Source organism: Streptomyces sp. NPDC052910 (assembly GCF_055585605.1).
Genome location: NZ_JBVJJR010000002.1, coordinates 1,008,808 through 1,033,686 on the forward strand (window position 1 = coordinate 1,008,808; position 24,879 = coordinate 1,033,686).

The 24,879-nt window shown below is 74.0% G+C and carries 20 protein-coding genes; 11 read left to right on the forward strand and 9 right to left on the reverse strand.

All coding sequences use genetic code 11. The features are described from left to right. Positions 1-465: 465 nt before the first annotated feature. On the reverse strand, positions 466-927 hold the full coding sequence (locus tag ACZ6X9_RS09910) for a MarR family winged helix-turn-helix transcriptional regulator (protein WP_469777421.1): 462 nt from the start codon (positions 925-927) through the stop codon (positions 466-468). 137 nt (positions 928-1,064) lie between these two features. On the opposite strand from ACZ6X9_RS09910, the gene ACZ6X9_RS09915 reads away from it, so the two are divergent. After that, positions 1,065-1,997: a quinone oxidoreductase family protein gene (locus tag ACZ6X9_RS09915; RefSeq protein WP_469777422.1), complete on the forward strand. Its 933-nt coding sequence runs from the start codon at positions 1,065-1,067 to the stop codon at positions 1,995-1,997. A 74-nt stretch (positions 1,998-2,071) separates the two neighbouring features. On the opposite strand, the gene ACZ6X9_RS09920 is transcribed toward ACZ6X9_RS09915, so the two are convergent. Continuing rightward, the gene (locus tag ACZ6X9_RS09920; RefSeq protein ID WP_469777423.1) at positions 2,072-3,250 is read right to left on the reverse strand and encodes a bile acid:sodium symporter; all 1,179 of its coding nucleotides are present in this window, start codon (positions 3,248-3,250) and stop codon (positions 2,072-2,074) included. A 94-nt stretch (positions 3,251-3,344) separates the two neighbouring features. Between ACZ6X9_RS09920 and ACZ6X9_RS09925 the strand changes: the two genes are divergently transcribed. From ACZ6X9_RS09925 to ACZ6X9_RS09935, 3 genes are all read left to right on the forward strand, one after another. After that, entirely contained in the window at positions 3,345-4,304 is a 960-nt protein-coding gene (locus ACZ6X9_RS09925) for a LysR family transcriptional regulator (protein ID WP_469777424.1), read from the forward strand. A gap of 387 nt (positions 4,305-4,691) precedes the next feature. Next, the gene (locus tag ACZ6X9_RS09930; protein WP_469777425.1) at positions 4,692-6,524 is read left to right on the forward strand and encodes an AMP-dependent synthetase/ligase; all 1,833 of its coding nucleotides are present in this window, start codon (positions 4,692-4,694) and stop codon (positions 6,522-6,524) included. A 291-nt stretch (positions 6,525-6,815) separates the two neighbouring features. Then, on the forward strand, positions 6,816-7,658 hold the full coding sequence (locus tag ACZ6X9_RS09935) for an aldo/keto reductase (RefSeq protein WP_469777426.1): 843 nt from the start codon (positions 6,816-6,818) through the stop codon (positions 7,656-7,658). A 363-nt stretch (positions 7,659-8,021) separates the two neighbouring features. Here the strand turns inward: ACZ6X9_RS09935 and ACZ6X9_RS09940 are convergent, their stop codons facing one another. Continuing rightward, a complete protein-coding gene (locus ACZ6X9_RS09940; protein WP_469777427.1) occupies positions 8,022-8,327 on the reverse strand; it encodes a 4a-hydroxytetrahydrobiopterin dehydratase in 306 nt (101 codons plus the stop codon). A 125-nt stretch (positions 8,328-8,452) separates the two neighbouring features. Here ACZ6X9_RS09940 and ACZ6X9_RS09945 point away from each other — a divergent pair, with 125 nt between their 5' ends. Next, positions 8,453-9,259, forward strand: a complete 807-nt coding sequence (locus ACZ6X9_RS09945; protein WP_469777428.1) for a helix-turn-helix domain-containing protein — start codon at positions 8,453-8,455, stop codon at positions 9,257-9,259. On the opposite strand, the gene ACZ6X9_RS09950 is transcribed toward ACZ6X9_RS09945, so the two are convergent. Next, complete coding sequence (locus ACZ6X9_RS09950) at positions 9,249-9,617, reverse strand: nuclear transport factor 2 family protein (RefSeq protein WP_469777429.1); 369 nt, start codon at positions 9,615-9,617, stop codon at positions 9,249-9,251. The genes ACZ6X9_RS09945 and ACZ6X9_RS09950 overlap by 11 nt on opposite strands. A gap of 542 nt (positions 9,618-10,159) precedes the next feature. Further along, positions 10,160-11,554, reverse strand: coding sequence for an amino acid permease (locus ACZ6X9_RS09955; protein WP_469777430.1), 1,395 nt, complete (start codon positions 11,552-11,554; stop codon positions 10,160-10,162). A 475-nt stretch (positions 11,555-12,029) separates the two neighbouring features. Between ACZ6X9_RS09955 and ACZ6X9_RS09960 the strand changes: the two genes are divergently transcribed. Next, complete coding sequence (locus ACZ6X9_RS09960) at positions 12,030-12,905, forward strand: SAM-dependent methyltransferase (protein WP_469777431.1); 876 nt, start codon at positions 12,030-12,032, stop codon at positions 12,903-12,905. A gap of 235 nt (positions 12,906-13,140) precedes the next feature. Here ACZ6X9_RS09960 and ACZ6X9_RS09965 read toward each other — a convergent pair whose 3' ends face one another. Beyond that, the gene (locus tag ACZ6X9_RS09965; RefSeq protein ID WP_469777432.1) at positions 13,141-13,935 is read right to left on the reverse strand and encodes an SGNH/GDSL hydrolase family protein; all 795 of its coding nucleotides are present in this window, start codon (positions 13,933-13,935) and stop codon (positions 13,141-13,143) included. 116 nt (positions 13,936-14,051) lie between these two features. Here ACZ6X9_RS09965 and ACZ6X9_RS09970 point away from each other — a divergent pair, with 116 nt between their 5' ends. Then, complete coding sequence (locus tag ACZ6X9_RS09970) at positions 14,052-14,579, forward strand: GNAT family N-acetyltransferase (RefSeq protein WP_469777433.1); 528 nt, start codon at positions 14,052-14,054, stop codon at positions 14,577-14,579. A gap of 232 nt (positions 14,580-14,811) precedes the next feature. Then, positions 14,812-18,417, forward strand: a complete 3,606-nt coding sequence (locus tag ACZ6X9_RS09975; protein WP_469777434.1) for an NACHT domain-containing protein — start codon at positions 14,812-14,814, stop codon at positions 18,415-18,417. A gap of 230 nt (positions 18,418-18,647) precedes the next feature. Here ACZ6X9_RS09975 and ACZ6X9_RS09980 read toward each other — a convergent pair whose 3' ends face one another. Further along, positions 18,648-19,718: an MBL fold metallo-hydrolase gene (locus ACZ6X9_RS09980; RefSeq protein ID WP_469777435.1), complete on the reverse strand. Its 1,071-nt coding sequence runs from the start codon at positions 19,716-19,718 to the stop codon at positions 18,648-18,650. Positions 19,719-19,805: 87 nt separating this feature from the next. Then, positions 19,806-21,140, reverse strand: a complete 1,335-nt coding sequence (locus ACZ6X9_RS09985; RefSeq protein WP_469777436.1) for a pyridoxal phosphate-dependent aminotransferase — start codon at positions 21,138-21,140, stop codon at positions 19,806-19,808. Between the two features lie 541 nt (positions 21,141-21,681). Between ACZ6X9_RS09985 and ACZ6X9_RS09990 the strand changes: the two genes are divergently transcribed. Further along, on the forward strand, positions 21,682-22,035 hold the full coding sequence (locus ACZ6X9_RS09990; protein ID WP_469777437.1) for a VOC family protein: 354 nt from the start codon (positions 21,682-21,684) through the stop codon (positions 22,033-22,035). 97 nt (positions 22,036-22,132) lie between these two features. Here the strand turns inward: ACZ6X9_RS09990 and ACZ6X9_RS09995 are convergent, their stop codons facing one another. After that, positions 22,133-22,633, reverse strand: a complete 501-nt coding sequence (locus ACZ6X9_RS09995; RefSeq protein ID WP_469777438.1) for an EF-hand domain-containing protein — start codon at positions 22,631-22,633, stop codon at positions 22,133-22,135. A gap of 263 nt (positions 22,634-22,896) precedes the next feature. Between ACZ6X9_RS09995 and ACZ6X9_RS10000 the strand changes: the two genes are divergently transcribed. Both ACZ6X9_RS10000 and ACZ6X9_RS10005 read left to right on the forward strand, forming a co-directional pair. Next, positions 22,897-23,586 carry a hypothetical protein gene (locus ACZ6X9_RS10000; protein ID WP_469777439.1) on the forward strand — a complete coding sequence of 230 codons (690 nt, stop codon included), beginning with the start codon at positions 22,897-22,899 and terminating at the stop codon, positions 23,584-23,586. After that, entirely contained in the window at positions 23,583-24,659 is a 1,077-nt protein-coding gene (locus ACZ6X9_RS10005; protein WP_469777440.1) for a cobalamin-independent methionine synthase II family protein, read from the forward strand. Before ACZ6X9_RS10000 ends, ACZ6X9_RS10005 begins: the two co-directional genes overlap by 4 nt. Positions 24,660-24,879: the final 220 nt, after the last annotated feature.

Consider the following 24,879-nt stretch of genomic DNA (forward strand, 5'->3'; position numbering starts at 1 on the left):
CGCCGACGTCTTCGAGGGGGTTGGCATGTGTGACCGCACGGCGGTCGCGGCGGGCTCTGTGAGACCACGAGCGTCATGGTGCGGGCGGGAACGGTGATTTCAGCCGTCTCCCGCCGGTACGGGAGCCGCGGCTCGTCCGTGCCCGGCCGTCCGCTCCGTGCCGCGTCCCGCGAGCCCGCGAGGCTCCCGGCGCCCCACGCCACTCCCACCACCCCGTTTCCTCGACCGCCCGTCCACGCGAAGCCATCCCACCAGATCCGAGGGCAGGTCGTCCGGGGTTTGGCCGAATATCAGGGCCCCCTCCGGGTTGCCTCGGGGTCGCCTCCGGGCTTTCCCCTATGTGGGTCCCACGGCCCCGCGGGTTTGGCGCCGCACATCACCATCGCGCCTTCACCATTCGCCAGTCACCGTTCGCCGTTCGCCGTTCGGGGCGGAGCGGTGGCCCGGCAACCACCCCCGAGCGGGTCAGCCCTGGTCGACGACGCGGGCGAGCAGGGCAAGGAAGAGTTGACGCTCGGCCGGCGAAAGGGCGGACAGCAGTTCCTCGTTGGCTTCGTCGCCCAGCTCGGTGAGACGGGCGAGACGCTTGCGGCCTTCATCCGTGAGCGTGATGGCGTTCTTGCGGCGGTCGGACGGATCGGGGGCGCGGGTGATCAGCTCCTGCGCCTGGAGGTCGTTGAGGATGCCGACCATGTCCTTGGGATCGAAACCGGTGGTACGGCCGAGCTCCGCCTGGGCGACGGGGCCGAGGTCGGCCACGGCGGACAGGACGGCGTGGTGGGGCATCCGCATGCCGTCCTGGGCGAGGGCCTCGGCGACGAGGCGGCGCCCGCGGGCGGAGGCGCGGTTGAGCAGCCAGCTCGGGAGGGACTGGATGTGGGTGAGGGCGGCCTCGCCGGCGTCGGGGTCCGTACGTGTGTGTGCCATGCCTTGAGGGTAGCCCGGAACTCGTTGGGTCTCCCCACGGAAAACCGTTGGAATTCCCAACGGAATCCGCTACAGTCGAAAACGTTGGGGCACCCAATGATGGTGTCCGGCGTAGCCGACGGCTGTGGAGGTGTGCCATGCGACGTGTCCGCTATTACGAGAACGGCGGCCCTGAAGTCTTGCGGGTCGAGGAGACCGAAGTGCCCCGCCCCGGCCCGGGCGAACTGCTCGTGCGCGTCGAGGCGGTCGGCGTCACGCTCCCCGTGACCCGCAAGGTCCGGGAGGGCGGGCAGCACCTCCCGGCGGGGCTGGGTGGTGACGTCGCGGGGGAAGTCGTCGCGGTCGGCCCTGACGTGACCGGGTTCCGGCCGGGCGAGCGGGTCACGGGCCTCTGCTTCGGTGACGGGTACGCGGACTACGCCCTGCTGAACACGTCGATGGCCTCCCGGGTCCCCGACGGTGCGAGCGCCACGGACGCCGTCGCCCTCGTCCGCTGCGGGCTGGTGGCGCGAGGCGCCTACGAGGCGGCACGCCCCGCCCCGGGCGAGTCGGTGCTGATCACCGGGGCGGCGGGCGGTGCCGGGCACCTGGCCGTCCAGATCGCCCGGGCCCGCGGGGCGGGCCGGGTGGTGGCGGCGGTGGGCTCGCCGGAGAAGCTCGCGTTCGTCCGGTCGCTGGGCGCCGATGAGGCCATCACCTACACGGAGGAGTCCTGGGGCGACCCGGTGGACGTCGTCCTGGACGCGGTCGGCGGCGAGCTCCTCTCCCCCGCCGTGCGGGCGCTCGGGCCCGGCGGACGGTTGGTGGCCTACAGCTCCGGCGGCGGAACTCTCCAGGTGCACGACCTGCTGGTCGGCGCGAAAGCGGCGATCGGGTTCCAGATGGCCCTGATAGCCCGTCACCGACCCGACCTGATGGAGCAGTGGCGGCAGGACCTCTGGACGCTGTACGCCGAGGGCCGGATACGGCCGTGTGTCCACGCCGAACTGCCTCTCGAGGAGGCCGCGAAGGCGCACGAGATCATGGAAGCGCGCGCCAATCAGGGGAAAGTGGTCCTGCGACCGGTGTGACGCCGCGAGGACGCCGGTGCGGTGCGGTGTGGTGCGTGTGAGCCGGCGGGGTGCCGGGTGGCGCGATAGCGGGGTCATACGGTGCGCCCTTGGGCGCCCGCGTTCTCCACTTGCAGGGGCCTGTTCTCCGCCTCGGCGGCTTTGGTCTCCGTCTCGGGAGCCACGGACGCCGCCTCGGGGGCTACGGACTCTGCCTCGGGAGCCACGGACTCCACCTCGGTGGCTTTGCTTTCCGTCTCCGCGGCTTTGCTCTCCGCTTCCGGAGCCCCGCCCTCCGTCTGGCGGGCGAATCGCTTGGCGAGGACGGCACACACCATCAGTTGGAGTTGGTGGAAGAGCATCAGGGGCAGCACGGCGAGGCTGGATTCGGGCCCGAAGAGGACGGTGGCCATGGGCAGTCCGGCCGCCAGGCCCTTCTTCGAGCCGGCGAAGACGATGGCGATGCGGTCGGGGCGGGAGAAGCCGAGCCGGCGGGCGCCGTAGCCGGTGAGGACGAGCATGACCGTCAGCAGGACCGCTTCCACGCCCAGCAGGGCCAGCAGCCGCCACGGGGTCACCTGGCTCCAGACGCCGCGCACCATGCCCGCGCTGAAGGCCACGTAGACGACCGTCAGCACCGAGGTGCGGTCGACGCGGCCCAGGACGGTGCGGTGGCGGGTGAGGAAGCCGCCGATCCAGGGGCGCAGCGCCTGGCCGGCGAGGAAGGGCGCGAGCAGTTGCAGGACGATCGACAGCAGGGAGTCGAGGGAGAAGCCGGCGCCGCTGTTGCCGAGCAGCGCGGCTGCGAGGAGGGGGGTGAGGACGATACCCACGAGGCTGGAGAAGGAGCCCGCGCAGATGGCCGCCGCCACGTTGCCACGGGCGATGGAGGTGAAGGCGATGGCCGACTGGATAGTGGAGGGCACCAGGCAGAGGAAGAGGAAGCCGTCGTAGAGGCTCGGTGTGAGGACGTAGGGGACGAGGCCGCGGGCGGCGAGTCCGAGGAGGGGGAAGAGCACGAAGGTGCAGCAGAGGACCGCGGTGTGCAACCGCCAGTGGCGTAGCCCTTCGACGGTCTCCCGGGTGGAGAGGCGGGCGCCGTAGAGGAAGAAGAGCAGGCCCACGAGGATCTTGGCGGCCACGCCGGCCGCCGTCGCCGCCGGACCGCAGGCCGGCAGCAGGATCGCCAGCAGCACCGTGCCGAGCAGGGCGGCCACGTAGGGGTCGACGGGTATTCGCGAACGGAGGGAGGTCAGGAAGGACGGTGGGCGCATGCTCGCCAGCCTGCCTGGGGGCGCGGTCATCGGGAACCCCGTTCACCGTGGTGACTGCCATCACGAAAGGCGATGGGGCGCTAGGCTGGGAGGCGTGTTCGATCCGGTGCAGTTGCGGACCTTCCTCGCGGTCTCGCAGACGCTCAGCTTCACGCAGGCCGCCCACCGCCTCGGGGTGCGCCAGTCGACCGTCAGCCAGCAGGTGCGCAAGCTGGAGGAGGCCGCCGGACGGCAGTTGTTCGTCCGCGACACGCACAGCGTGGAGCTGACCGAGGACGGCGAGGCCATGCTCGGCTTCGCCCGGACGATCCTGGAGGCGAACGAGCGGGCCGCCCACTGGTTCGCGGGGACGCGGTTGCGCGGACGGCTGCGGTTCGGGGCCTCCGAGGACTTCGTTCTCACCCGGCTGCCCGAGGTGCTGGAGCGCTTCCGGCGGGAGCACCCGGAGGTCGACCTGGAGCTCACGGTGGACCTGTCGGACACACTGCACGAGCAGATGGCGGCCGGACGTTTCGACCTGGTGCTGGTCAAACGCCACCCCCGGCAGCCACAGAACGGCCGCCTCGTCTGGCGTGACCGCCTGGTGTGGATCGGCAGCGAGCGGCTGCGCCTGGACGCCCGTCGGCCGTTGCCCCTGGTCGTCTTCCCGGCCCCCGCGATCACCCGGGCCCGGGCCCTGGACGTCCTGGAGCGCGACGGCCGCGCCTGGCGGGTGACATGCACCAGCCGCAGCCTCAACGGACTGGTCGCCGCCGCCCGGGCGGGGCTGGGGGTGATGGCCCATACGCGCGGCATGATCCCGCCGGGGCTGACACCCGTCCCGGCCCGCGCCGGGTTGCCGGAGCTCGGCGCCATCGACGTCGTCCTGTTGCAGGGCCCCGGCCCCGAACGCGACGCCGCCGTGCGGGGCAGCGCGGAGGCACTGTCCCAGGCGATCCTGGCGGCCGGCGACCGTCTGCACACGGCGGTCGGGCCTGCCGGTCCGAGTGCCGGTGCCGACGCCGGAACGGATGGGGCGCCCGGGGCGGCGTCTGAAGCGCCCGGCAGTTACTGAACCCGCCCGGCAGTTCCTGGCACGGCCGGCAGTTCCTGGCACGGCCGACAGCGGCTGAAGCGGCCGGCATCGTAAGCGAGCGTTCGGGGCCGGCGCGGGCGTTCATCGCGGCCGAGGGCGCTCACGGCGGCCAAGGGCGTATACGGCGGCCAAAGGCGCTCACGGCGGCCGAGGGCTTCGGCGGGGTGAACGGTCGTGAATGGTCGGCAGGCGGTCGACAGCCGGTCAGTGACTGGACGGGAGTTGGACGGCAGTTGATCGGTCCAGGTCACGGAGATTTCGTGCAGATACCGTGAGCCCCGTCCGTCTATCGGAACCTCAGGATTCACCGGGACGGGATCGGGTACGGTCACCCGCGCTGTGCGGAGCGTGGCGAGGAGCGAGGTTGTGCGCGAGATCACCGTCCCACCCCTGGTACCGCCGCCTGTCTCCGGCGGCCTGGCGGATCCGGTGTTCGAGCATGCCGCCGTCACGCCGCGCCGCGTGACGTTCGCCCGCAGGAGAGCCGACGGGTGGGAGGACGTGACGGCGGCGGGCTTCCGGGACGAGGTCACGGCCGTGGCCAAGGGGCTGTTGGCCGAGGGCGTCCGCGCCGGTGACCGGGTCGCGATCGTCTCCCGGACGCGCTACGAGTGGACGCTCTTCGACTACGCGCTGTGGTGTGTCGGCGCCCAGTCGGTGCCGCTGTACCCGGGGGCGTCCGTGGAACAGGTCTACTGGACGCTGCACGACGCGGAGGTGTCCGCCTGCGTCGTCGAGCACGGCGATCACGCCATGACCGTGGGTTCCGTCATCGACCGGCTGCCGGCACTGCGCCGGCTGTGGCAGCTCGACGCGGGCGCCGTCGACGACCTGGTCGCCGCCGGCGCCGGGGTGCCGGACGAGGAGGTCGACCGCCGGCGCGCGGCCGTCACTCCCGAGACGCCGGCCACCGTCCTCTACACCGCGGGCACCACCGGCCGCCCCAAGGCCTGCGTCCTCACCCACGCCAATCTCATGGTCGAGGCCGACAACGTCGTGAGCCGCCTGGACCGGGTCTTCCGCCCCGGTCCCGGGGAGCAGGCGTCCACCCTGCTCGTCCTGCCGCTCACCCATGTCCTCGGCCGGATGATGCAGGTCGCCGCGGTACGGGCCGGGGTCCGGGTGGGGCACCAGCCCCGGATGTCGGAGCCGGTGCTCCTGCCGGAGCTGCGGAGTTTCCGTCCGACGTTCCTCACCGCGGTGCCCTACGTGTTCGAGCGGCTCTTCGCCGCGGCCCGGCGGGAGGCCGAGCGCGCGGGCCGCGGGAAGACGTTCGAGGCGGCCGTGGAGGTGGCCGTCCGCCACGCGAGCGCCCTGGAGGAACGGGCGTCCGGCACCGGCCCGGGCCCGGGTACCGCGCTGCGCCTCCGGCGCCGGGCCTTCGACCGTCTCGTCTATTCCGGGATCCGGGAGCGCGTGGGCGGCCGGCTGCGGTTCGCGCTGTCGGGCGGCGCCGTGCTCGACCGGCGTCTCGGCCTCTTCTTCGCGGGCGCCGGCATCACCCTCGTGGAGGGCTACGGGCTGACGGAGACCTCGGGCGCGGTGACGGCCAACCCGCTCGGGCGCCCCCGCTTCGGCACGGTCGGCACGCCCGTCCCCGGCACTGGCGTACGGATAGCGGACGACGGCGAGGTGTGGCTGCGCGGCCCGCAGGTCTTCGCCGGCTACCTGGGCGACCCGCGTGGCACGGAGGCGGTCTTCCGGGAGGGCTGGCTGGCCACCGGAGACCTGGGCGCCCTCGACCCCGACGGGTACCTGACGATAAGGGGACGCAAATCGGAGTACCTGGTGACCTCCGACGGGACCGGCGTCCTGCCGTCCGCTCTGGAGGAACGGGTCCGGGCGCACCCGCTCGTGGACCGCTGTCTGGTCGTCGGCGGCGGCCGTCCGTTCCTGGCGGCGCTGGTCACCCTCGACCGGGCGGCGGTGGCGCACTGGTGTGCGATGCAGGGCCGGCCCGTCCCGCCGCCGGGCGAACTGGTGCGCGACACGGAGCTGGAGGCCGAGATCCGGCGCGCCGTCGTGGCGGCCAACGCGCAGGCGCCACCGGCCGAGTCGATCCGTACGTTCCGCATCCTCGCCGGGCAGTTCACCGAGGAGCAGGGGCTTCTGACACCCACCATGAAGCTCAAGCGGCGGGCGATAGAGAAGGCGTACGCGACGGACGTCGACGCGCTCTACCGCGTCGCCGTTTCGTAGATGCCGTCGCCGTGCCGTAGGCGTCGGCGCCGCACCGTAGGCGTCATCGCCGTGCCGCAGATGCCGTCGCCGGGCGTAAGCGTCGGCGCCGCGCCGCAGGAGCCGGTCCGTCGCGGTGCCTCCCCGTCGCGGTGGCCCGCCGCCGTCCCGGCATCCGTCCCTCGCGACGGCGCTCCGGACGCCCTCCTCCACTTCACCCGAAAATTCATGTCGTTTCCGGGAATGTGCCACCAGAACCGCTTGTTGTCGCCGAAAGCAAGCAGCCGTCAGCACGTAAAGGAACGATCGCTTGTGAGCAAGGTCCCTTCCATCACCCTCAACAACGGTGTGCAGATGCCGCAGCTCGGCTTCGGCGTCTGGCAGGTGCCGGACGACGAGGCCACCGCAGCCGTGACGAACGCCCTCGAGGCGGGGTATCGCAGCATCGACACCGCGGCGGTCTACCAGAACGAGGAGGGCACGGGAAAGGCCATCGCCGCCTCGGGCATCGCCCGCGAGGACCTTTTCATCACCACCAAACTCTGGAACAGCGCTTCCGAGTCCTGGACGCGTGACAGCGTCCTCCGCGAGTTCGACGCCTCCCTCTCCCGGCTCGGCCTGGACTACGTCGACCTCTACCTGATCCACTGGCCGCGCGCCGTCCGCGACGACTACCTCACCGTCCTCCGCACCTTCGGCGAGATCGCCGAGAGCGGCCGGGCCCGGGCCGTGGGCGTCTCCAACTTCCAGTCCGCGCACCTGAACCGCGTCCTGGAGGAGACCTCGGTGGTCCCCGCCGTCAACCAGGTGGAGCTGCACCCCTACCTCCAGCAGACCGAACTCCGCGCCTACCACGCGGGCCACGGCATCGCGACCGAGGCCTGGTCGCCGCTGGGTCAGGGCAAGGAGCTCCTGGGCGACCCGGTGGTCGCCCGCATCGCCGAGAAGCACGGCCGGACGCCCGCGCAGGCCGTCCTCCGCTGGCACCTCCAGCTCGGCAACGTGGTCATCCCCAAGTCCGTGACACCGGCCCGCATCCGCGAGAACTTCGACGTCTTCGGGTTCGAGCTGGACGGCGAGGACATGGCGGCGTTCGCCACCCTGGACAGCGGGACCCGGCTGGGCCCGCACCCGGACACGTTCGACGAGTTCTAGGCGGGTCCGGGGCGATTCCGGGCACGTTCCGGGCGAGTTCCCGGAGACGAGTCCGAGGCCGGCCCCCTGGCCGGTGCGAAGACCCGGGAGGACACCTCAGGCAGGCGCGTCGGGCGCGGCGGAATCCGCCGCGCCCGACGTTCCGCTCCGCCCGGCGTCCGTCGGATGCTCCGATGCCCGCCCCCGGCCGGCCCGCGCTGAGCGGCCGGTACCGGACGAACCGGTACCGCGCGGGCCGGCCGGGGGCGGGCGAACGGACGGGCGGTCGGTGTCGGTGAGGGCCGCCGGACCGGTCGGTGGCGGTCGGCGGAGGCCGGCCGTGGCCGGCCGTGGCCGGCGGCGGACAGTGGCGGTCACCGGCCGTCAGCGCGCCCCGTGCCCCGGGGCCACCGCCTCGATCCTGCGCGCGAGTTCGATGTCCAGACCGGTCACCTTGCCGCCCACGCTGTGTGTGTTGACCGCGACACCGACCGAGTCGTAGCCGAGTGTGACCTCGGCGTGGTGTCCCAACTCCTCCTGGATCACCGCGATGTGCAGCACCAGTGCCGCCGCCGCGAGATGCCCGGCGAAGGTGTAGGTGCGGCGCAGCAGCAGGCCGTCCGTCGTCCAGCCGGGGAGCTCCCGGAGGCGTTCCTCGACGTCCTGCTGCGACAGCGGTTCCACCGTCATGACAGTTCCTCTCGTCGCCCGTGCCCCCCTCGTCGGCGCACCGCGCACCGCCGGCACCCCAAGCGTCCCACGGGGCGGAGGTGGTGTCCCGCCGGCCCGAGGGGCGGCGGGTTACGGTCGCACGCATGACGATTACTGCGACCGCGACCGTCCCGCAAGTGGGGGAACTCCTGCGCTCCTGGCGGAACCGCCGGCGGATCAGCCAGCTCGAACTGGCCCTGCGCGCGGACTCCTCGGCCCGGCACATCAGCTTCATCGAGACGGGCCGGTCCCGGCCGAGCGAGGAGATGGTGCTGCGCCTCGCCGACCACCTCGACGTCCCCTTCCGGGAGCGGAACACCCTCCTCATGGCGGCGGGTTACGCCCCGCGCTACCCGGAACGGTCGCTGGACGATCCGGCGCTGAGCGACGTGCGCGAGAACCTGGACGTCCTGTTGCGCGGTTACGAACCGTTCCCCGCGCTGGTCGTGGACGGCACGTACCGGGTGGTGGCGGCCAACCGGGGTGTCACCATGCTGTTGGAAGGGGTCGACGAGGACCTGCTCGTCCCGCCGCTGAACGCGATGCGCCTGACCCTGCACCCCCGTGGCATGGCCCCGCGCATCCGCAACTTCCCTGAGTGGCGCTGTCACCTGCTGCACCAGATGGACCGCCAGTTGTCCCTGATGCGGTCCGCCCCGCTGCGTGCCCTGTACGACGAGGTGGTGGCCTTCCCGATGCCCGACCCGTGCGGTGAGGAGCGGGCGGGCGACCGGTGCGCGTCCTACGCGCTGCCGATGATGATCGAGCACGACGGCCGGACGCTGTCGTTCGTCTCCACCATCGCCACCTTCAACACCCCGCTGGACGTGACCGTCTCCGAGCTGGCGCTGGAGACCTTCCTCCCCGCCGACGCGGAGACGGCCGCGTACCTGCGGAGCCTCACGCCGTAGCGGGCACCCGGTCGAGGAAGCCGAGGACGCCGCGGATGCGGCCGTCCTCGGCGAGCACGGCCACGTCGAAGCCGGCGACGGGCGCCGAGCCGTCGGTGGTGGAGACCAGCTCCCAGCCGAAGCGGACGGTGTGGTGGTGCCCGTCCACGGCACCGGTCCCGCGGAACTCGAAGCCGGGGAACTGCTCCCGGGCCCCGGCTATCACGGCGGCGATCCCCTCGTGCCCGGCGACGTCGGCCAGCGGGTCGGTGTAGGAGCCGTCCTCGGTCCAGGCGGCGGCGACGGCCGCGGCGCGGGACTCCGCGTCGGCGTTCCAGGCGGCGAGGTAGCGGGCGACGGCGGTCTCGTAGACGGACATGGCGAACTCTCTTCCTGCTGATGCGGCTTGGGGGCCTCCGAACCCCGAGCGCCCGGGTCCGGAGGCATGCCCACAGCCTGCCGGGCGCGCGCACGGACCGCGATTACCTCCCAGGTAGCGACGGCCTCCCGACGCCCGAGCCCCGAGCCCGAGCCCGAGCCCGAGCGACGAACGACGAACGACGAACGACGAACGACCGCCGACTTCGCACCCGGCCGCCGGCTTCGCACCCGGCCGCCGGCTTCGCAGCCCGCCGCCGGCTTCGGCACCCGACCGGCGCCCGCGGCCCCCGGCCGTCGTGGGCGCTGATCGGCGGCAGGGCCGAAGCGCACCGGCATCGGGCGCTGCCCGGCGGAAGGCCGGGGCACGCCGCCACCCGCGGTGGCCGCCCACGCTGCCGCCCGCGCCCAAAGGGCCGGTACGACGACAGGGGCCGGTACGACGACGGGCGGCACGCCGTCGTAACGACGTGCCGCCCGCTCGCGTACACCACCCGCACGCCCCCTGAAAGCTCGCTTCGCCCGAGGGCTCGGCACCGGGGCTCAGCGCTTCAGGGCCGCCTCCGGGGCGGGCTCCGCGGCGGCCGGGGGCTCGTCGTCCCCGGCTTCGCCGGCCGCGGCCGCGGTCCGGCGGGCCGCCATCCACACGTAGACGAGGACGCCCGCGAAGAGGAACAGCACGCCCTGGTAGACCGCCTTGTAGCCGGCGCCCGCGACGAGCCAGAAGGAGAAGGCGAAGGCGCCGAGTGCCAGCACCATGTCGCGGGTCAGCCGGCCCGGGCGCACCCGGTCGCGGCGGCCCGTCAGCAGGAAGTAGACCTGGGCGGCGGCGGCCAGCAGGTACGGGACGGTCGCGGAGAAGGTGGTGACCAGTACCAGGATCTCGAAGACCCCGCCCGCGCCCGAGACGTAGTTGATCACGGTCAGCAGGGTGGCCAGCACGGACGCGGCGAGGACGCCGACCGTCGGCACGCCGCGCCGCTTGCGTGCGAACGCGGCCGGGAACAGGCCGTCCTTCGCCGCCGCGTACGGGGCCTGGGCGCTCATCAGCGTCCAGCCGTTGAGCGCGCCCACGATGGAGATCACGGCGGCGGCGGCGATCAGGGTGCCGCCCCACTCGCCCCCGAACATCGCGTTCACGGCGTCGGAGAACGGCGCCGAGGAGGCGACCAGCGTGCCGTGCGGCACCGTGCCGAAGACCGCGAGGGTGCCGAGCAGGTACACGAGGGCCGCGCCGATGGTGCCGAAGACGCTCGCCCGGCCGACGTTGCGCTCCGGGTCGCGGACCTCGCCCGCGCTCATGGCCGCCGACTCGACGCCGACGTAGCTGTAGAGCAGGATCGCGGCGGACGCGGTGAGGCCGCCGGCCCAGTTCCCGCCGCCCTCGGTGAACGAACCGAGGTTGTGCGGGTCGAAGTAGAACAGCCCGACGACCGCCACGAACAGCAGCGGGACGAACTTGAGCACCGTGGAGACCAACTGGACGGCCCCCACCCAGCGGGTGCCGGCGAGGTTGGCCAGGGCCGGCAGCCACAGCATCAGCAGGGCCACGGCCAGGTCGCTGCCCATGGAGCCCTTCCCGCCCGTCAGCGCGTGGAAGTAGCCGACGCCGGCCACCGCCAGCGCGGCGTTGCTGACCCAGGTCATGGTCCAGTACGACCACGCGGAGAGGAACCCGGCGAAGTCGCCGAAGGCCTCGCGCGCGTACACGTACGGGCCGCCGGTGCGCGGATGCCGCTCCGCGAGCCGTCCGAAGACCAGGGCGAGCGCGATGGCCCCGACCGTCAGCACGCCGAAGGCGAGCAGGCTGACGGTGCCGTACGGGGCGACGGAGGCGGGCAGCAGGAAGATGCCGCCGCCGATGATGTTCCCCATGACCAGCGCTATCGCCGTGGGGAGGCCGAAACGGCGCGCGGGGGTGCCGTCGGTTTCGTGCATGGGGTGGTGCGCCTCTCATCCTGCGGGCAGGTCGCAGATCCGTGCGACTGAAGCACATGGTGACCAGTGCGGACCGTGGCGCAAAATCGCTCTTTTTTGTCCCGCGGAGTGCCGCCGTCCGCCGTAAAAGGTCCAGTTCGGCGACGTGTCGACCGTGATTCGTCCACCCCCTCTCGAACGGGCGCGCGGGCCGTTCCGGCCGCCGGGCCGCCGCTTGCGTCCCGTTTCGCCGGACGCGTCCCTCACGGCCTGGCTGCTCCCGGGGCAACGTTCGGGAGATCGTCCGCGTCTCCGCGGGCGACATCGTCGATCACACCCGTCGTCGTCGATCACACCGTCGTTGGCAATCGCATCTGTCGATGTCGATCGCACCGTCGTCGTCGATCGCATCTGCCGATGTCGATCACGTCCGTCGATCTCGATCACGCTCTTCGACCGTGCCCGTTCCCGTCGCCCACCACAGGAGGGATCCACCATGATCAGTGGTTACCGGGACGTCACGCCCCAAGCCATCGCGGAGCTCTACGACCGGTACAGCGAACGGACCGCCGCGCTGCTCGGCGGCAGCATCCACTTCGGCCACTGGCCGGACGCGGCGGAGGACACCTTCGTCTCCGTCGCCGCCGCGTCCGACCGGATGACCCGGCTGATGACCGATGCCCTGGAGGTCGGACCGGGCGACCGCGTCCTGGACGTCGGCTGCGGAACCGGCCGGCCCGCGCTGCGCCTCGCCCGCACCACCGGCGCCACCGTCACCGGCATCACCCTCAGCGGCGAGCAGGTCCGCCTGGCGTCCGCCGCGGCGGACGCCGAGGGGCTGTCCGACCGCGTCTCCTTCCGGCTCGCCGACGCGGCCGAGCTCCCCTTCCCGTCCGGCTCCTTCGACGGGGCATGGCTGTTCGAGTCCCTCCTCCACATGCCCGACCCCCGGCACGTCCTGCGCCGGATCCACGACGTGCTGCGCCCGGGCGCCCGGCTCGCCATCGCCAACGTGGTCGAACGCGCGCCCCTGCCGGCCACGAGCCGTCCGGCCCTGGACACCTTCTGCGAACTCAACAGGATCGCCGCGATCCTGCCACTTGCCGACTACCCGGGGCTGCTGGCCGACGCGGGACTGGTCGTGGAGAGCGTCACGGACGTCTCGGACCACAGCGTCCCGCAGACCTTCCGCGCCCTGTGCGCGGCCCTCCGGGCGGACGGAACCGATGAGTCCGAGCCCGAGCCCGAGCCCGAATCCGAGGAGGAGCGGGAGGAGCGCCGGGCCATGATGGAGGCGATGGACCGGCTCGCCACCACGCCCGAGGTCGGGTACGCGATCGTGGTGGCCTCCGCGCCACGGCCGCCCCGGTGAGTCCGCGACGCAGTGACGCCCTGAGCCGGTGACGCGGTGAGGCAGTGACGCCGCGAGCCGATGACGCCGTGCGCCGATGACGCCGTGCGCCGGTGGCGCCGCGACGCGGTGTCGCCGTGCGGCGGCGAGGCCGGACGCCCTCGCGCGGTGACGCCATGACGTGGTGAGGCCGTGACGTGGTGAGGCCGTGACGCGAGGCCCCGGCGACGCCGTGGCACCGTGACGCGGCCGCCCGTCAGAGGCGGTGCGGCAAGAGGTCGAAGTACCCGCGCTGCCCGGCGCCGTTGGGGTGGTAGGACTCCCAGAACAGCGGGCCGGCCGGGTTGATCCACGGCGCCTCGGCGCAGGCCCCGTGCCCGGCGAAGGCCCGGCGGGCCTCGACGTAGGTGAAGTGCGCGGCACGGGCGCGGTCGGCGATCACCGCGTCCAGGTGGTCGAGTGCTTCGTCCATCCGCCGGGCGTTCGGCGGGGAGGGGATCAGGCAGGGGGATCCGTCGAAGAGGTGTGGGTAGCCCAGCACCACCACCCGTGCCCCCGGCGCCCGTTGGCCGATCGCGTGGTACGCGGCGTCCAGCCGGCGGGGCAGGGAGTGGTCCATCTCGTCCTCCGCCCGGTCCGCCTCCCCGTCGCACGCGCCGGGTGTGCCGAGGCTGCAGGTGAGCATGACACGGGTGTAACCCACGTCGTTGCCGCCGAGCGTCAGGGTCACGAGGCGGGTGCCCGGGTCCAGCACGGCGGCCTGCTTCCGCCGGACGTCGTCGCTGGTGGCTCCGGAGCAGGCGGGGAACCGGAAGTCGCGCACCCCGTGCGCGGCGGCCCACAACGGGCCGTATGCGCGCGGGCTCCTGAGGCACAGTCCGCCCGTCGGGTCGTAAGGCCCGGCGCCGACACCGGAGGAGAAGGAGTCGCCGAGCGCGGCGTACGAGGACGGGGGTGCTCCGGCGGTGGCGGGCGACGGCGTGGACCAGAGCAGGGACGAGGCGGCGGCGAGGACGGCGACGAGGCGGGCGGCACGGAAAGTCGGACGCACAGGATCTCCCCGGGTCGTGGACGGTGCGCCGTTCCTACCACTCCCGAGGGCCTCAAGAGCGGTCAAGCGTGGCCCGATTCACCTCTAAGGGGCGTCCGAGTGGGCAGGATGCCCCCATGACGATCACCCTGCGCACCCCGCGACTGACGCTGCGCCGCTGGCGCGAGGACGACCTCGAACCGATGGCGGCCATCAACGGCGACCCGGACGTGATGCGGTGGATCAGGGACGGCTCGGTTCAGGACCGCGCCCAGACGGCCGCGTCGATCGCCGCCTGGGAACGGGAGTGGGAGGAGCAGGGCATCGGCCTCTTCGCGGCCGAACTGCGGGAGGAGCGGCGTCTGATCGGGTTCGTCGGGCTGTCCGTGCCGCGCTACCTGCCGGAGATCCTGCCCGCCGTGGAGATCGGGTGGCGGCTCGGCCGGCCCTACTGGGGGCGCGGGCTGGCGACGGAAGGGGCGCGGGCCGTACTCGATTTCGCGTTGCGGGAGCGGGGGTTGGCGCGGATCGTCAGTGTGCACGCGGTGGGGAACGACGCTTCGGAGCGGGTGATGCGGAAGCTTGGGATGCGGTGTGAGCGGGAGGCTCGGCATCCGATGTCCGGGGCGCTTCTTCGTGTGCACGTGCTGGAGGCTCGGCCGTAGGGGGGTGCGCCCCGGTCCCTCCCTTTCGCCGTTTCCCGGGGGCTGCGCCCCCGGCCCCCCCTGATCGCGGCTTCGCCGCTCGCCGTCAGGTCGGCGTGGACAACCGCGCGGGACGCGGTTTCGGGGCGCAGACGCCCCCGCTTGCGGCCCCGTCCCGCCCGTGCCTACGGTGAGACGAACCCCGCGTGCAACGCAGCCAAACCTCCCCGTCCCCTCCGGGAGGAGACGCAGCATGACGCAGGTCGTCCGCCGCCCGCCCGGCAAGGTCCGCCCCCGCGGCGCCCCCGTCCTGACGCTCCCCCTCCGTCGAGCGGCGGCAAGGGCGCACTGGGCCGTGGTGTCGCGCCGCCACCGCCGGGCGGTCCGCCGTGAAGCGCGGCATGGTGCTCCGCGTCCGGGCAAGTGGCGCCGGTGGAACTCGTACACCGCCGTTTCGCGGGCCTGCTGTCTGCTGATCGCGCTGGTGGTGGCCGCCTGGTGTGTGGAGGGGGTGTACATCGTGGTCACCGGGCAGACGACGCCGTTCGAGACGTGGCGCAAGGGGAACGCGGGGTTCGATGCGCTGATCCGCTTCGTCGGGCCGGTGCTGACGGCCGGGATCGCCTCGGCGGCGTTCCTGTTCTGCTGGTACGGGTGGACCAAGCGGCGCTATCTGGCCAAGGCCCGGCGCCGTCCGCACGAGCTGGTCCCGACCGCCGGGCCGGACACGGCGGAGATCGTCGGGCGTCAGGAGGTGGCGCAGGTGATCGCGGAGCGGCTGCGCGACCGGGCCTCCCGGCGGCCGTATCTGCTGGTCGGGGGGCTGGGGACGGGGAAGACGGCGGTGCTGGTGCGGCTGACGGAGATGCTGGCGCGGCAGGGTGCCGTCCCGGTGCCCGTCCGGCTGCGGGACACGGCGGACCAGGGTGAGCTGGACTTCGAGAAGCTGGCGCGGCGCCGGTTCGCGGAGGAGGCACCGCAGGGCATCCTGGCGCGCAGCAAGAACGAGCGCGTGTGGCAGCAACTGCTCGCGGACGACAAGCCGGTGGTGATCGCGGACGGTCTGGAGGAGGCGGTGCTCGGCGAGCGGTTCCAGGACGACCGGGACAACATCATCCGGCGGGCCATCGAACGCGCCTACGAGGAACGGCTCCCCTTGGTCATCGCGTCCCGGCCGCACACGCCGCTGGAGGGGACGCACGCCGCGATCATCGAGCTGGAGCCGCTCAGCGAGGAGGAGGCGCTGCACTTCGTGGAGGACCGCGCCGCCGAGTCGGACGAGCGCCGGCTCGACTGGATCGTGGAGACGGCGGAGGCCACCGAGTCGCCGCTCTACCTCCAGATCGCCCGGGAGTTGCACCGCCACCACAGTCTGGAGCGCGACCGGCCGCGCAACGACCCGCACCGGCTGGACACCCGGAGCTGGGACCGGTCCACGCTGCGGCTGTGGCTGCTGGAGACCTGGTACCACGCGCTGGTCGAGGGCCGGCTGCGGGAGGGTGTCGGGCTGACGGCGCGGGAGCGCCGGGACACCCTGGAGGCCGTGTCCGCGCTGGCCTGCGCCGGGTTGCTCCAGGACAAGCTGGAGGTGGGTTTCGGCGACCTGCTGGACCGGGACGTCCATCCCGGTGCGGTCCGGCGGGCGGGGGCGGCGGCCGGGCACCTGTGGGCCGGTCGCCGTTTCGACCGGTACGGCAAGCGCGGCGACGCCTTCTCCGAGTGGCACCGCGAGCGGCTTTGGGACGCCCTTCGCGAGCGCCTCGGGGACGACGAGCGGCGGCAGTTGGCGACGGGCAACACGGGACAGTGCCAGGCCGCGCTCGCCCGGGCGGTCTCCCGCGCGGACGCGCTGGGCCTGGTGGAGGGGTTCGAGCGGAAGGTCCGATTCCCGCACAGTGTCATCCAGGCGTACCTCGGCTTCCGGCTCCTCGCCCACCTCGGGGAGCGCCGCGCCGGCGCCCTGGTCCAGCAGGCCCTGTCGCCGCCGGGGCCCGGCCGGGAACTGCTCATCGCGCTGGTGCTGCTCTCCCGGGCGCGGGCGGCGGAGCTCGCGGGCACGGGTGGCGGTCTCGCGGCGGACGTCCGGCGTGATCTGCACGAGTCGTGGCGGCGGTCGCCGTTGAGCGGCCGGTCGCTCGCCGGCCAGCTCGCCGCCGCCGCCGGCCGGCGGACGGACCCCAAGGCGCTCGACCTGTACGCCGCCGCGCTGGAGATGGACGCGGTGGAGGGCGAGCCACGGTTGCTGGAGCCCGTCACCGCCACGCTGACCAGGCGCTGGCGGGACATCAGGGGCGACGGCCGGACCCTGGAGGAGGCCAAGCTGGGTCTCGTCAAGCAGCTCGGCGCCGCCCTGCGCGCGGCGGACGGGAAGACCGACACCACCCCGCTGTACGAGCAGCTCTTCGAGCTGGCCCGGCAGGAACCGTCGTACGCGGTCCGGCTGGCGGCGGCCCAGGAGTTCGGCGACGGCGGCGACGCGGCGTTCGCCGTGATCCGCCGGCGGGTCGGGGTGGACTCCGACCCGGTGGAGGAGTACCGGTCGCGGGTGGACGCGCTGAAGGACGAGCGTCGCGCGGCGTACGACGCGTGGGCCGCCGCCGCGCGGGGCGTTCCGTTCGGCCGGGGCTCCTCCGACGCCCCCGCCCGGGACCGGATCGACCGCGAACGGCAGGCCCTGCACCGCCGCTACCGAGAGCAACGGGTGGATCTGGTACGCGAGTTCGTCATCCGGGCCTGGTCGGTGCCGTTGCTGCTCGGGTCCGTCTCCGACGGCCACCGCGACGAGGCGCGCCACCGGCTGGTGAAGTGGATGCGCCACCTCGACCCGCGGCACACCGGTGGCAGCCCCGACCTGCCGCTGGTGCTGGAGAACGCGCTCGCCCAGGGTTTCAAGTACGCGGCGAACCGGCGGAAGCGGCACCCGCTGGCGTACGAGGGCGGGCGCAGCGAGCTCATCCGGCACGCGGAGACCGTCCTCCGGCAGTCCCGGTGCTGGTACGCGCAGCTCACCCTGGTGCAGGCGCTCTGCCTGTGGGAGCTGCCGGACAGCATCGCCCGCGGCGGGCCGGACGCGGACGCGCCGGCGGGCCCGGAGTGCGCGGACGACGACGGGATGCCGCCCGCCGCCCGGCCGACCACCGCGGTGCAGACGGTGCGCCGCTGGCTGTCGATGGCGGGCACACCGGACGGGGCCGGCGGCGCGGACGGCCCGGCGGACGGGGCGGCGGGGCGGCGGGTCCTGCACCCGTTCGTCGCCGAGGCCGGGGACCTGGCGGCCCTCGCCCTGGAGACGCGGCGTCCCGAGCGGTTCCTGTGGATCGACGAGAAAGCCGTCGTCGACACCATCGGTTCACGCGCCTGCGCACCCCGCCACTACCGCAAGCACAATCTGTGGCTGCCGCCCTCGGTCGGCTGGAGCACGCTCGACGCCCGCGCCCAGCGTCTCGTCGCCGACGTCCTGGTCCTGACCAACCTCGTCGAACGTGACGGCCGGCCGGACGAGGTGGAGGACCGGTACCGGCGCTCGTGGCAGCCGGGCGCACCGCTTCCGCCCTGCCTCACCCAGGACCGGCGGCCCCTGCACCCGGAGCTGACGGCCGGCACCTCCGCCCTCCCGGCGCCGGGCTCCACCTGCCTGCCCACCTGCCCGTTCCAGTTCTGCCCGTATCCGCCGCGCGGCGTCCGGCCGCGGGCCGAGCTGCGCGAGCCCTTCTGCCGGCAGCAGCAGGCCCTGTTGCGCGGGCGGGTGCGGCGGCACTCCTCCGGGGTGTTCCGCCGGCGGACGCCGCACTGGGCGGGCATGCGGGCGAAGGAGCTGCACGGCTTCTGGGAGGCGATGGCCACCCGGTCGCGGGGGTGAGAACCCGGGGGGCGATGGTTCCCGGGGCCCTGGGGTGGGAGGCCCACAGGGCCTCTGCGGTGGAGATGGCCCGCGGGGCCCCTGGGGTGGAGACGGCCCACAGGGCCCCTGGGGCAACTTCCCAGGCCCGTGGGTGATCCCAGGCCCCGTGGATGATCCCAGGCCCCGTGGGTGATCCCAGGCCCCGTGGGTGATGTCGCGGGCCCCTTCCGGGGAGGGTGGGGGACCTCCTAGGGCGCGGCGCGCCAGGCCCGTCGCGTGCTCCCCTGCTCCACGCCGCCGTCCCGCAGCGCCCGGGAGCCGCCGACCGGCAGGTCCCACAGGTCGTCCCGGTCCCGGCCCGCCGCCCGCCACGCGGCCCGTACCCGGCGCAGCGGCTCCATGGGCGGTTCGGCCGACAGCAGGAAGGTGGCCCAGTGCATGGGCGCCATGATCCGCGCGCCCAGGTCCAGGCAGGCCCGGACGGCCTCCTCGGGGTCCGTGTGGACCGGGCCGAGCATCCAGCGCGGGGCGTACGCGCCGATGGGCAGCAGGGCGACGTCGATGCCGGGGTAGCGGGTGCCGATGCGTTCGAACCAGTGGCCGTAGCCGGTGTCGCCGGCGAAGTAGACGCGTCGGCCGTCCGGTGCCGTGAGCACCCAGCCGCCCCACAGCGAGCGGCAGGTGTCGGTGACCGTCCGCTTGCTCCAGTGGTGGGCGGGCACGAAGTCGAAGCGGACGGGACCGGCGGCGCCCGGCAGTTCGACCGCCTCCCACCAGTCCAGTTCGGTGACCCGGATGAAGCCCCGGCGCCGGGCCCAGCGGGCGAGACCGGCGGGGAGCAGGAGGTGGGTGTCGCGCGGGAGTCTCTTGAGGGTGGGGGCGTCGAGGTGGTCGTAGTGGTTGTGGCTGATGACGACGGCGTCCACCCGGGGCAGGTCCTCCCAGCGGACCCCCACCGGGGTGATCCGGGGCGGGGTGCCGAGGATCCGCCGGGACCACACGGGGTCGGTGAGGACGGTCAGTCCGCCGATGCCGATCACCCAACTGGCGTGCCCGGCCCAGGTGACGGCGACCGTGGCGGCGTCGACGGCCGGCGGCGGGCCGGGCGCGAAGGGCAGCTCGGGGATCTCCCGCAGCGCCGCGGCACCGGGCCGCAGCATGCCCTCCCGGGCCAGCCGGGCCAGCGCCCGGACGCCCGGCAGCGGCGCGGTGAGCCGGTCGGCGAAGGTCCGCGGCCAGGTACGGAACTCCCCCGTCGGGCGCGGCTCCGAGAGAGGGCGCTCGGGCTCCGAGAGGGGGCGCTCGGTCTGCTCGGTCATCGGAGGGCTCCGTTCGGGGGGACCGGGGTGCCGGCACGGGGCGGGGCGGGGCGGCGGCACGCTCGTCGACGGGGGTCGGGACGACGCTCAGGTGCCGGTGCCGGCCAGGGCGTGGAACGCCGCTTCCAGTCCGGCCAGCGCCTCGGCGACCTCCGGCAGGGCCGGCGGGTCCGGGGAGTCGAGGGCCCGCTGCCGTGGTTCGTCGTCTGCTCCGAGGAGCGGCAGGACGGAGAGCCGGACGCGCAGGGCGTCCGGGTCGTCCCCGAAGCGGTGGCCGCCGCAGACCGGGTGGCCGAGCGCCGTGCTCAGATGCGCCTCCAGCTCGACGGAGTCGGTGACGCCCCGCCGGGCGAGGCCGGCGCGCAGCTCGCCGAGGTCGGCGTAGAGGTGGGGGCCGGCCTGTGGCGGGCGGGCGAGCGCCCCCGCGGCGGTGATCCGCTCCAGGACGGCGGCGGCCGTCGTCCCGTACAGCCGCGCGGCGGCGCCGGTGCGCTCACGGACGGGCGGCGGCTCGGTCAGCGCCCAGCGGGCGGCGACGGCCACGGGCGGCGCGAGTTCGGCGCGCAGCGCGTCCAGGACGGACGCCACACGGGCCCGCAGCACGGGCCCCGGCCCGGAACGCGGGAACAGAGCGAGCGCGGCGGGCCAGGCGGCCGGCAGGAGCGTCCCGGCGAGCCCGGTGAGGACCACCACGCGGTCCGGGTACATCTCGGCGGGTCCGACGAAGACGGTGGCGTGCGGGTCGTGGCGGGCGTCGCGCCACGTCTCGTCGCTGACCACCGTCAGATCCTCGCCGGCCGCGGCCTCGCAGACCTCATGCACGAGCTCCGGCGGGGCGACCGTGCCGGTGGTGTCGTCGGCCACCGACAGGACCAGGAAGCGCGGTCTGCCACCCTCGGCACGGATCCTGCGGACGGTCTCCAGCAGGGCGACGGGGTCGGGGACGCCGCCGGCCTCGGCCGTGACGGGCACGTGGTACGCCAGCCGGCCGGCGAGCCGGGCGAGCGGCGCGTACCAGGGGGCGCAGGGGCGGGTCAGCAGCACCTCGCCGCCGGCGGAGGCCAGCAGGGCCAGGAGCAGCGGCTGGGCGCCGGGCGCGGCGAGGGCGTCGGAGGGGTCCGCGGCCGTTCCGCGGCGGGACCAGTAGCCGCAGGCCGCCGTACGGAGCTCGGGGCCGCCGCCGACGGGTTCCGGCGCGGTGCGGGACGCGGCCTCGGCGAACCGCTCGCGCAGCTCGGGCGGGACGGGAAGCCCGCGCTCGGCGGCGGGGAAGGCGGAAAAGGCGGGGAAGGCCCTGAGCGCCGGGGACTCCGGGGACTCCGGGGACGCCGAGGCGGACGAGGTGGCCGAGGATTCCGGGGCCGGGGAGTGCTGTGCGGCCTCCGGTACGGCAGGCGAAGGCGGTGGGTGGCTCTGTTGCATCCCTGCGCACCTCCGTCCCGCGGATGGCCGTCCGCCGCGCCCGCTTGTCCGGCAGGACTTTTCCGCAAACGTTTTTCTGTCCACCTTGGCAGATCGGGGCGGAGCACGGCCGCCTGACACGAGCGGGCGGGTGACGGGCCGTACCGCCCAGCGAGACACCGTTCCCGGATGCCGGGCACGGGCGTGCCGGACCGGGCACGGGCGTGCGGGACCGGTCGCGGGGCGCTCCGGGTCCGGGGGTGGGACGCTCCGGGCCCGGAGGCGGGTGCGGGACGAGGCGAGGCGAGGCGAGGCGGCGGAGAGTCCCGGACGCGGACCACCATGCCCGACGGGCGGGGCGGCCGGGAAGAGGACGAGTGCGCGCGCCCGACCGCCGCACCCGCCCCCCGCCTCCCATTCACCCCGTGGCCCCGCCCGGCTCCGCCCGGGTCCGCCCGGGTCCGCCCGGTCCACTCTCACACCGAACTTCCGTGCAGGACACGGCCGTTCGACGACCCGAGGCCGTCTTCCGCCCCGCCCCGGGGCAACTAGCCTGGCTGCCATGAACATTCTGGGGACTTCGCTGAGGGTGTGCGTCGGTGACCTGGAGGCGGCGATCGCCGTCTACGAACGGCTGACCGGCGCGGAGGCCGTGCGCTTCCGGCGGGGCGGCGTGGCGGTCGCCGCGGTCGGCTGCTTCTTCCTGATGAGCGGCCCGGAGGCGGAGCTGTCGATCCTGCGCAAGATCACCGCCACCCTGGCCGTGAGGGACGTGGACGAGGCGGTCCGCGATCTCAAGGCGGTCGGCGCCGAGATCATCGCCGGTCCGGTGCCGACGCCCATCGGCCGCAACCTGGTGGCCCGCCATCCCGACGGTTCGGTCTTCGAGTACGTGGACCGGGCGCGGACCGGCTGACGTCGGGCCGGAGGGGCGCCTCCTCCGGCGGGGGGCCATGACCCGCCGCCGGAGGGAGGAGGCCGGCGACCCGGCCGCCGGCGGGGCGCGGCCCGCCTCATCCGTACAGTGCCTTGCCCATCGCCGACCCCTCCTCGGCGACGTGCGCACGGATCGACGCCAGGTAGTCGTCACGGCCGACGAGGCCGTCGCCGTCGGTGTCCAGTTCGTCGAACGCGGCCCGCGCGTTCTCCTCGGGGTTGCCGAGCGCGGTCCGCAGCAGCAGGAACTCGGACCGGGTGAGGCTGCCGTCGCCGTCCCCGTCGGCCAGGTCGAAGAGCGCGCCCAGGGTCGCCCGGCAGACGGCTTCGAACGCCTCGGCCCCGGCCCAGGCGTCGTACTCCTCGAAGGTCACGCCGCCGTCGCCGTCCGCGTCCATGGCGGCCCACGCGCGCGCTCCGGACTCGCGCGCGACGACCACCAGCGGGTCGTCGTCCGGCCTCCCCGTCGCCCGGATCACGTTCCGGGCGCGGGCCAGGTATTCCCGGGCGGAGATGACCCCGTCGCCGTCCGCGTCGAGCATGGCGAAGACGCGCGCCTTGGCACTCGTGTGTCCCATCGTCGTCCCTTCGTCCCCGGGCGGTCGTCCCCTTCGTCCCCGTGCGACCGACCCGTCCGGTTGTGGCTACCCGACCGGACCGCCGTCCATCCGGAGCGCTCCGCTCCCGGCAGGGTGCGGCGGGGCGGTCCCGCGTACGGGGTGCGCGCCCGGGCGCACGGCCGGGTTTCACGCCGCAGGTCCGCTGCGATGAGCGGGAGGCGGTGGCATACCCGTGGGGTAGGGCTGGGGCGGCGGTCCATCGACGGAACCCTGGAGGGCGTATGTCCGGCACGCGCGGCGCGGCGATTGCCATCGGTTCACTGGTCCTGTTCTGCACGTCCGTCCTGTGCGCCCCGGCCGGGCAGGCGGACGGGGGCGGGCACGGGAACAGGTACGGAAACGGGCACGGGAACAGTGACAGTGGGCACGGCAAGGCCGAGCGGGGGAACGGCGGGCACGAGAAGGGCGGGCACGAGAAGGGCGGGCACGAGAAGGGCGGGCACGCGGGCACCGACGGCAGAGGCACCCACGGCTCCGGGGGCGTCCTGTGCACCGGTCCCAGCGAGAGCAGCTACGACCCGCCCCTGACGTTCACGCCGCGCGACACCCGCGTCCACACGGTGGCCCGCTACGAGTGCACCCTCACGCCCGGCCGGACGCTGCCGGCCACCGGCACCCTCGACGGGGTGTCGCCGGGCGCCTCCTGCCTCTCGGTGGCCACCCCCCGCATCAGGGAGACGGTGCGGTACGCGGACGGCACCCGCTCGGTGATCGACTACCGGAACGGCACCACCGTCCGCGTCGCCGGCGTCCTCACGGTGCGGCTGACGGGCGAGGTCGTCGGGGGGCGGGGGGCCGGGAGCCTCGCGGAACGGGACGTCCAGGCGCTGCCCGGCCAGCCGCCCACCCAGTGCCTCTCCGAAGGCCTGCGCGGCAGCACCGGCGGCGCCCAACTGGAGATCCGCCCGTGACGCGCGCCGGGATTCCCACCGAGCCCATCGGCAGCCTCCCCCGGCCCGCCGAGCTGCTGACGGCCCTGGCGGAACACGCGGCCGGGCGGACGGACGACGCCCGACTCGCCGCCGCCCGGGACGCCGCGGTGCGCGACACCGTCCGGCGCCTGGAGAAGCTGGGTTCGCCGGTCGTGACCGACGGCGAGCAGGCCAAACCGAGCTTCGCCACCTACCCGCTGGCCGGTGCGCCGAACCTGGCGCCCGACGGCGTGGTCATCCCGTTCGCCGACGGCCACGAGCGCCGCCTGCCGCGCCTGACGGCAGGGCCGTTCCGCTACGCCCTCCGCGCCGAGAACTACCTGCGGGAAGCCCGGCGGCACGCCACCGTTCCGGTCAAACAGGCCGTCATCGCCCCCTCCGCCCTCAGCCTCCTGTTCCCGTCCGACGGCATCGAGGGCTACCCCCGCGAGGCGTTCCTCGACGACCTGGCCGCGGAGGCGGAGGCCGACATCCGGGGCTGCCTGGACGCGGGCGCGCACCGCGTGCAGCTCGACTTCACCGAGGCCCGGTTGTCTCTGAAGCTCGACCCGAGCGGGAGCCTGCTGGAATCGTTCGTCGCCCTCAACAACCGTGTCCTGGAGCGTTTCTCCGACGCCGAGCGGGCCCGGATCGGCGTCCACACCTGCCCGGGCGGCGACCAGGACTCGACCCACAGCCTGGACGTCGACTACGCGGGGCTGCTCCCGCGGCTGTTCCGACTGAAGGCGGGCGCCTTCTACCTCCAGTTGGCGAGCGAAGCGGATCCGGAGCGGGTCCTGTCGGTCGTGGGCGAGCACCTGCCCGCGGACGCCCGGGTGTTCGTGGGCGTCACCGATCCGGTCGACCCCCGGATCGAAACCCCCGAGGAGGTCCGCGACCGCGTCCTGGCAGCGGCCCGGCACCTCCCCGCGGACCGGCTGGGCACGTGCGACGACTGCGGCTTCGCGCCCTTCTCCGACGACGTGTCGACGTCGCGCGAGACGGCCTTCGCCAAGATCCGGGCCAGGATCGAGGGGACGGCGCTGGCAGAAAGGGAACTCGGGCTTTCCTGAGCGGTGTTCGCGTTCGTGCTCGTGTGAGCGTTCGTGTTCGCGTGCCGTGCACGTGCCGTGCGCGTGCGCGATCGGGGAGGGGCGCCGGCGCTTTCCTGTGCGGCGCCGACGCCCCTCCCGGGCGCTGCTCGCGTCTTCCGGAACGGCGTCGCTCGCTTCTGCTCGAAGGGCGCTCGCTTCTCTCCGAGCAGCACTCACGCCTTCCCGAACGGCGCTCACT

Excerpts from the sequence above, each read along its gene's own strand:
- ACZ6X9_RS09910 (WP_469777421.1), bottom strand. The coding sequence starts at position 927 with ATGGCACACACACGTACGGACCCCGACGCCGGCGAGGCCGCCCTCACC.
- ACZ6X9_RS09915 (WP_469777422.1), top strand. The coding sequence starts at position 1,065 with ATGCGACGTGTCCGCTATTACGAGAACGGCGGCCCTGAAGTCTTGCGG.
- ACZ6X9_RS09920 (WP_469777423.1), bottom strand. The coding sequence starts at position 3,250 with ATGCGCCCACCGTCCTTCCTGACCTCCCTCCGTTCGCGAATACCCGTC.
- ACZ6X9_RS09940 (WP_469777427.1), bottom strand. The coding sequence starts at position 8,327 with ATGACGGTGGAACCGCTGTCGCAGCAGGACGTCGAGGAACGCCTCCGG.
- ACZ6X9_RS09945 (WP_469777428.1), top strand. The coding sequence starts at position 8,453 with ATGACGATTACTGCGACCGCGACCGTCCCGCAAGTGGGGGAACTCCTG.
- ACZ6X9_RS09950 (WP_469777429.1), bottom strand. The coding sequence starts at position 9,617 with ATGTCCGTCTACGAGACCGCCGTCGCCCGCTACCTCGCCGCCTGGAAC.
- ACZ6X9_RS09955 (WP_469777430.1), bottom strand. The coding sequence starts at position 11,554 with ATGCACGAAACCGACGGCACCCCCGCGCGCCGTTTCGGCCTCCCCACG.
- ACZ6X9_RS09960 (WP_469777431.1), top strand. The coding sequence starts at position 12,030 with ATGATCAGTGGTTACCGGGACGTCACGCCCCAAGCCATCGCGGAGCTC.
- ACZ6X9_RS09970 (WP_469777433.1), top strand. The coding sequence starts at position 14,052 with ATGACGATCACCCTGCGCACCCCGCGACTGACGCTGCGCCGCTGGCGC.
- ACZ6X9_RS09975 (WP_469777434.1), top strand. The coding sequence starts at position 14,812 with ATGACGCAGGTCGTCCGCCGCCCGCCCGGCAAGGTCCGCCCCCGCGGC.
- ACZ6X9_RS09980 (WP_469777435.1), bottom strand. The coding sequence starts at position 19,718 with ATGACCGAGCAGACCGAGCGCCCCCTCTCGGAGCCCGAGCGCCCTCTC.
- ACZ6X9_RS09985 (WP_469777436.1), bottom strand. The coding sequence starts at position 21,140 with ATGCAACAGAGCCACCCACCGCCTTCGCCTGCCGTACCGGAGGCCGCA.
- ACZ6X9_RS09990 (WP_469777437.1), top strand. The coding sequence starts at position 21,682 with ATGAACATTCTGGGGACTTCGCTGAGGGTGTGCGTCGGTGACCTGGAG.
- ACZ6X9_RS09995 (WP_469777438.1), bottom strand. The coding sequence starts at position 22,633 with ATGGGACACACGAGTGCCAAGGCGCGCGTCTTCGCCATGCTCGACGCG.
- ACZ6X9_RS10000 (WP_469777439.1), top strand. The coding sequence starts at position 22,897 with ATGTCCGGCACGCGCGGCGCGGCGATTGCCATCGGTTCACTGGTCCTG.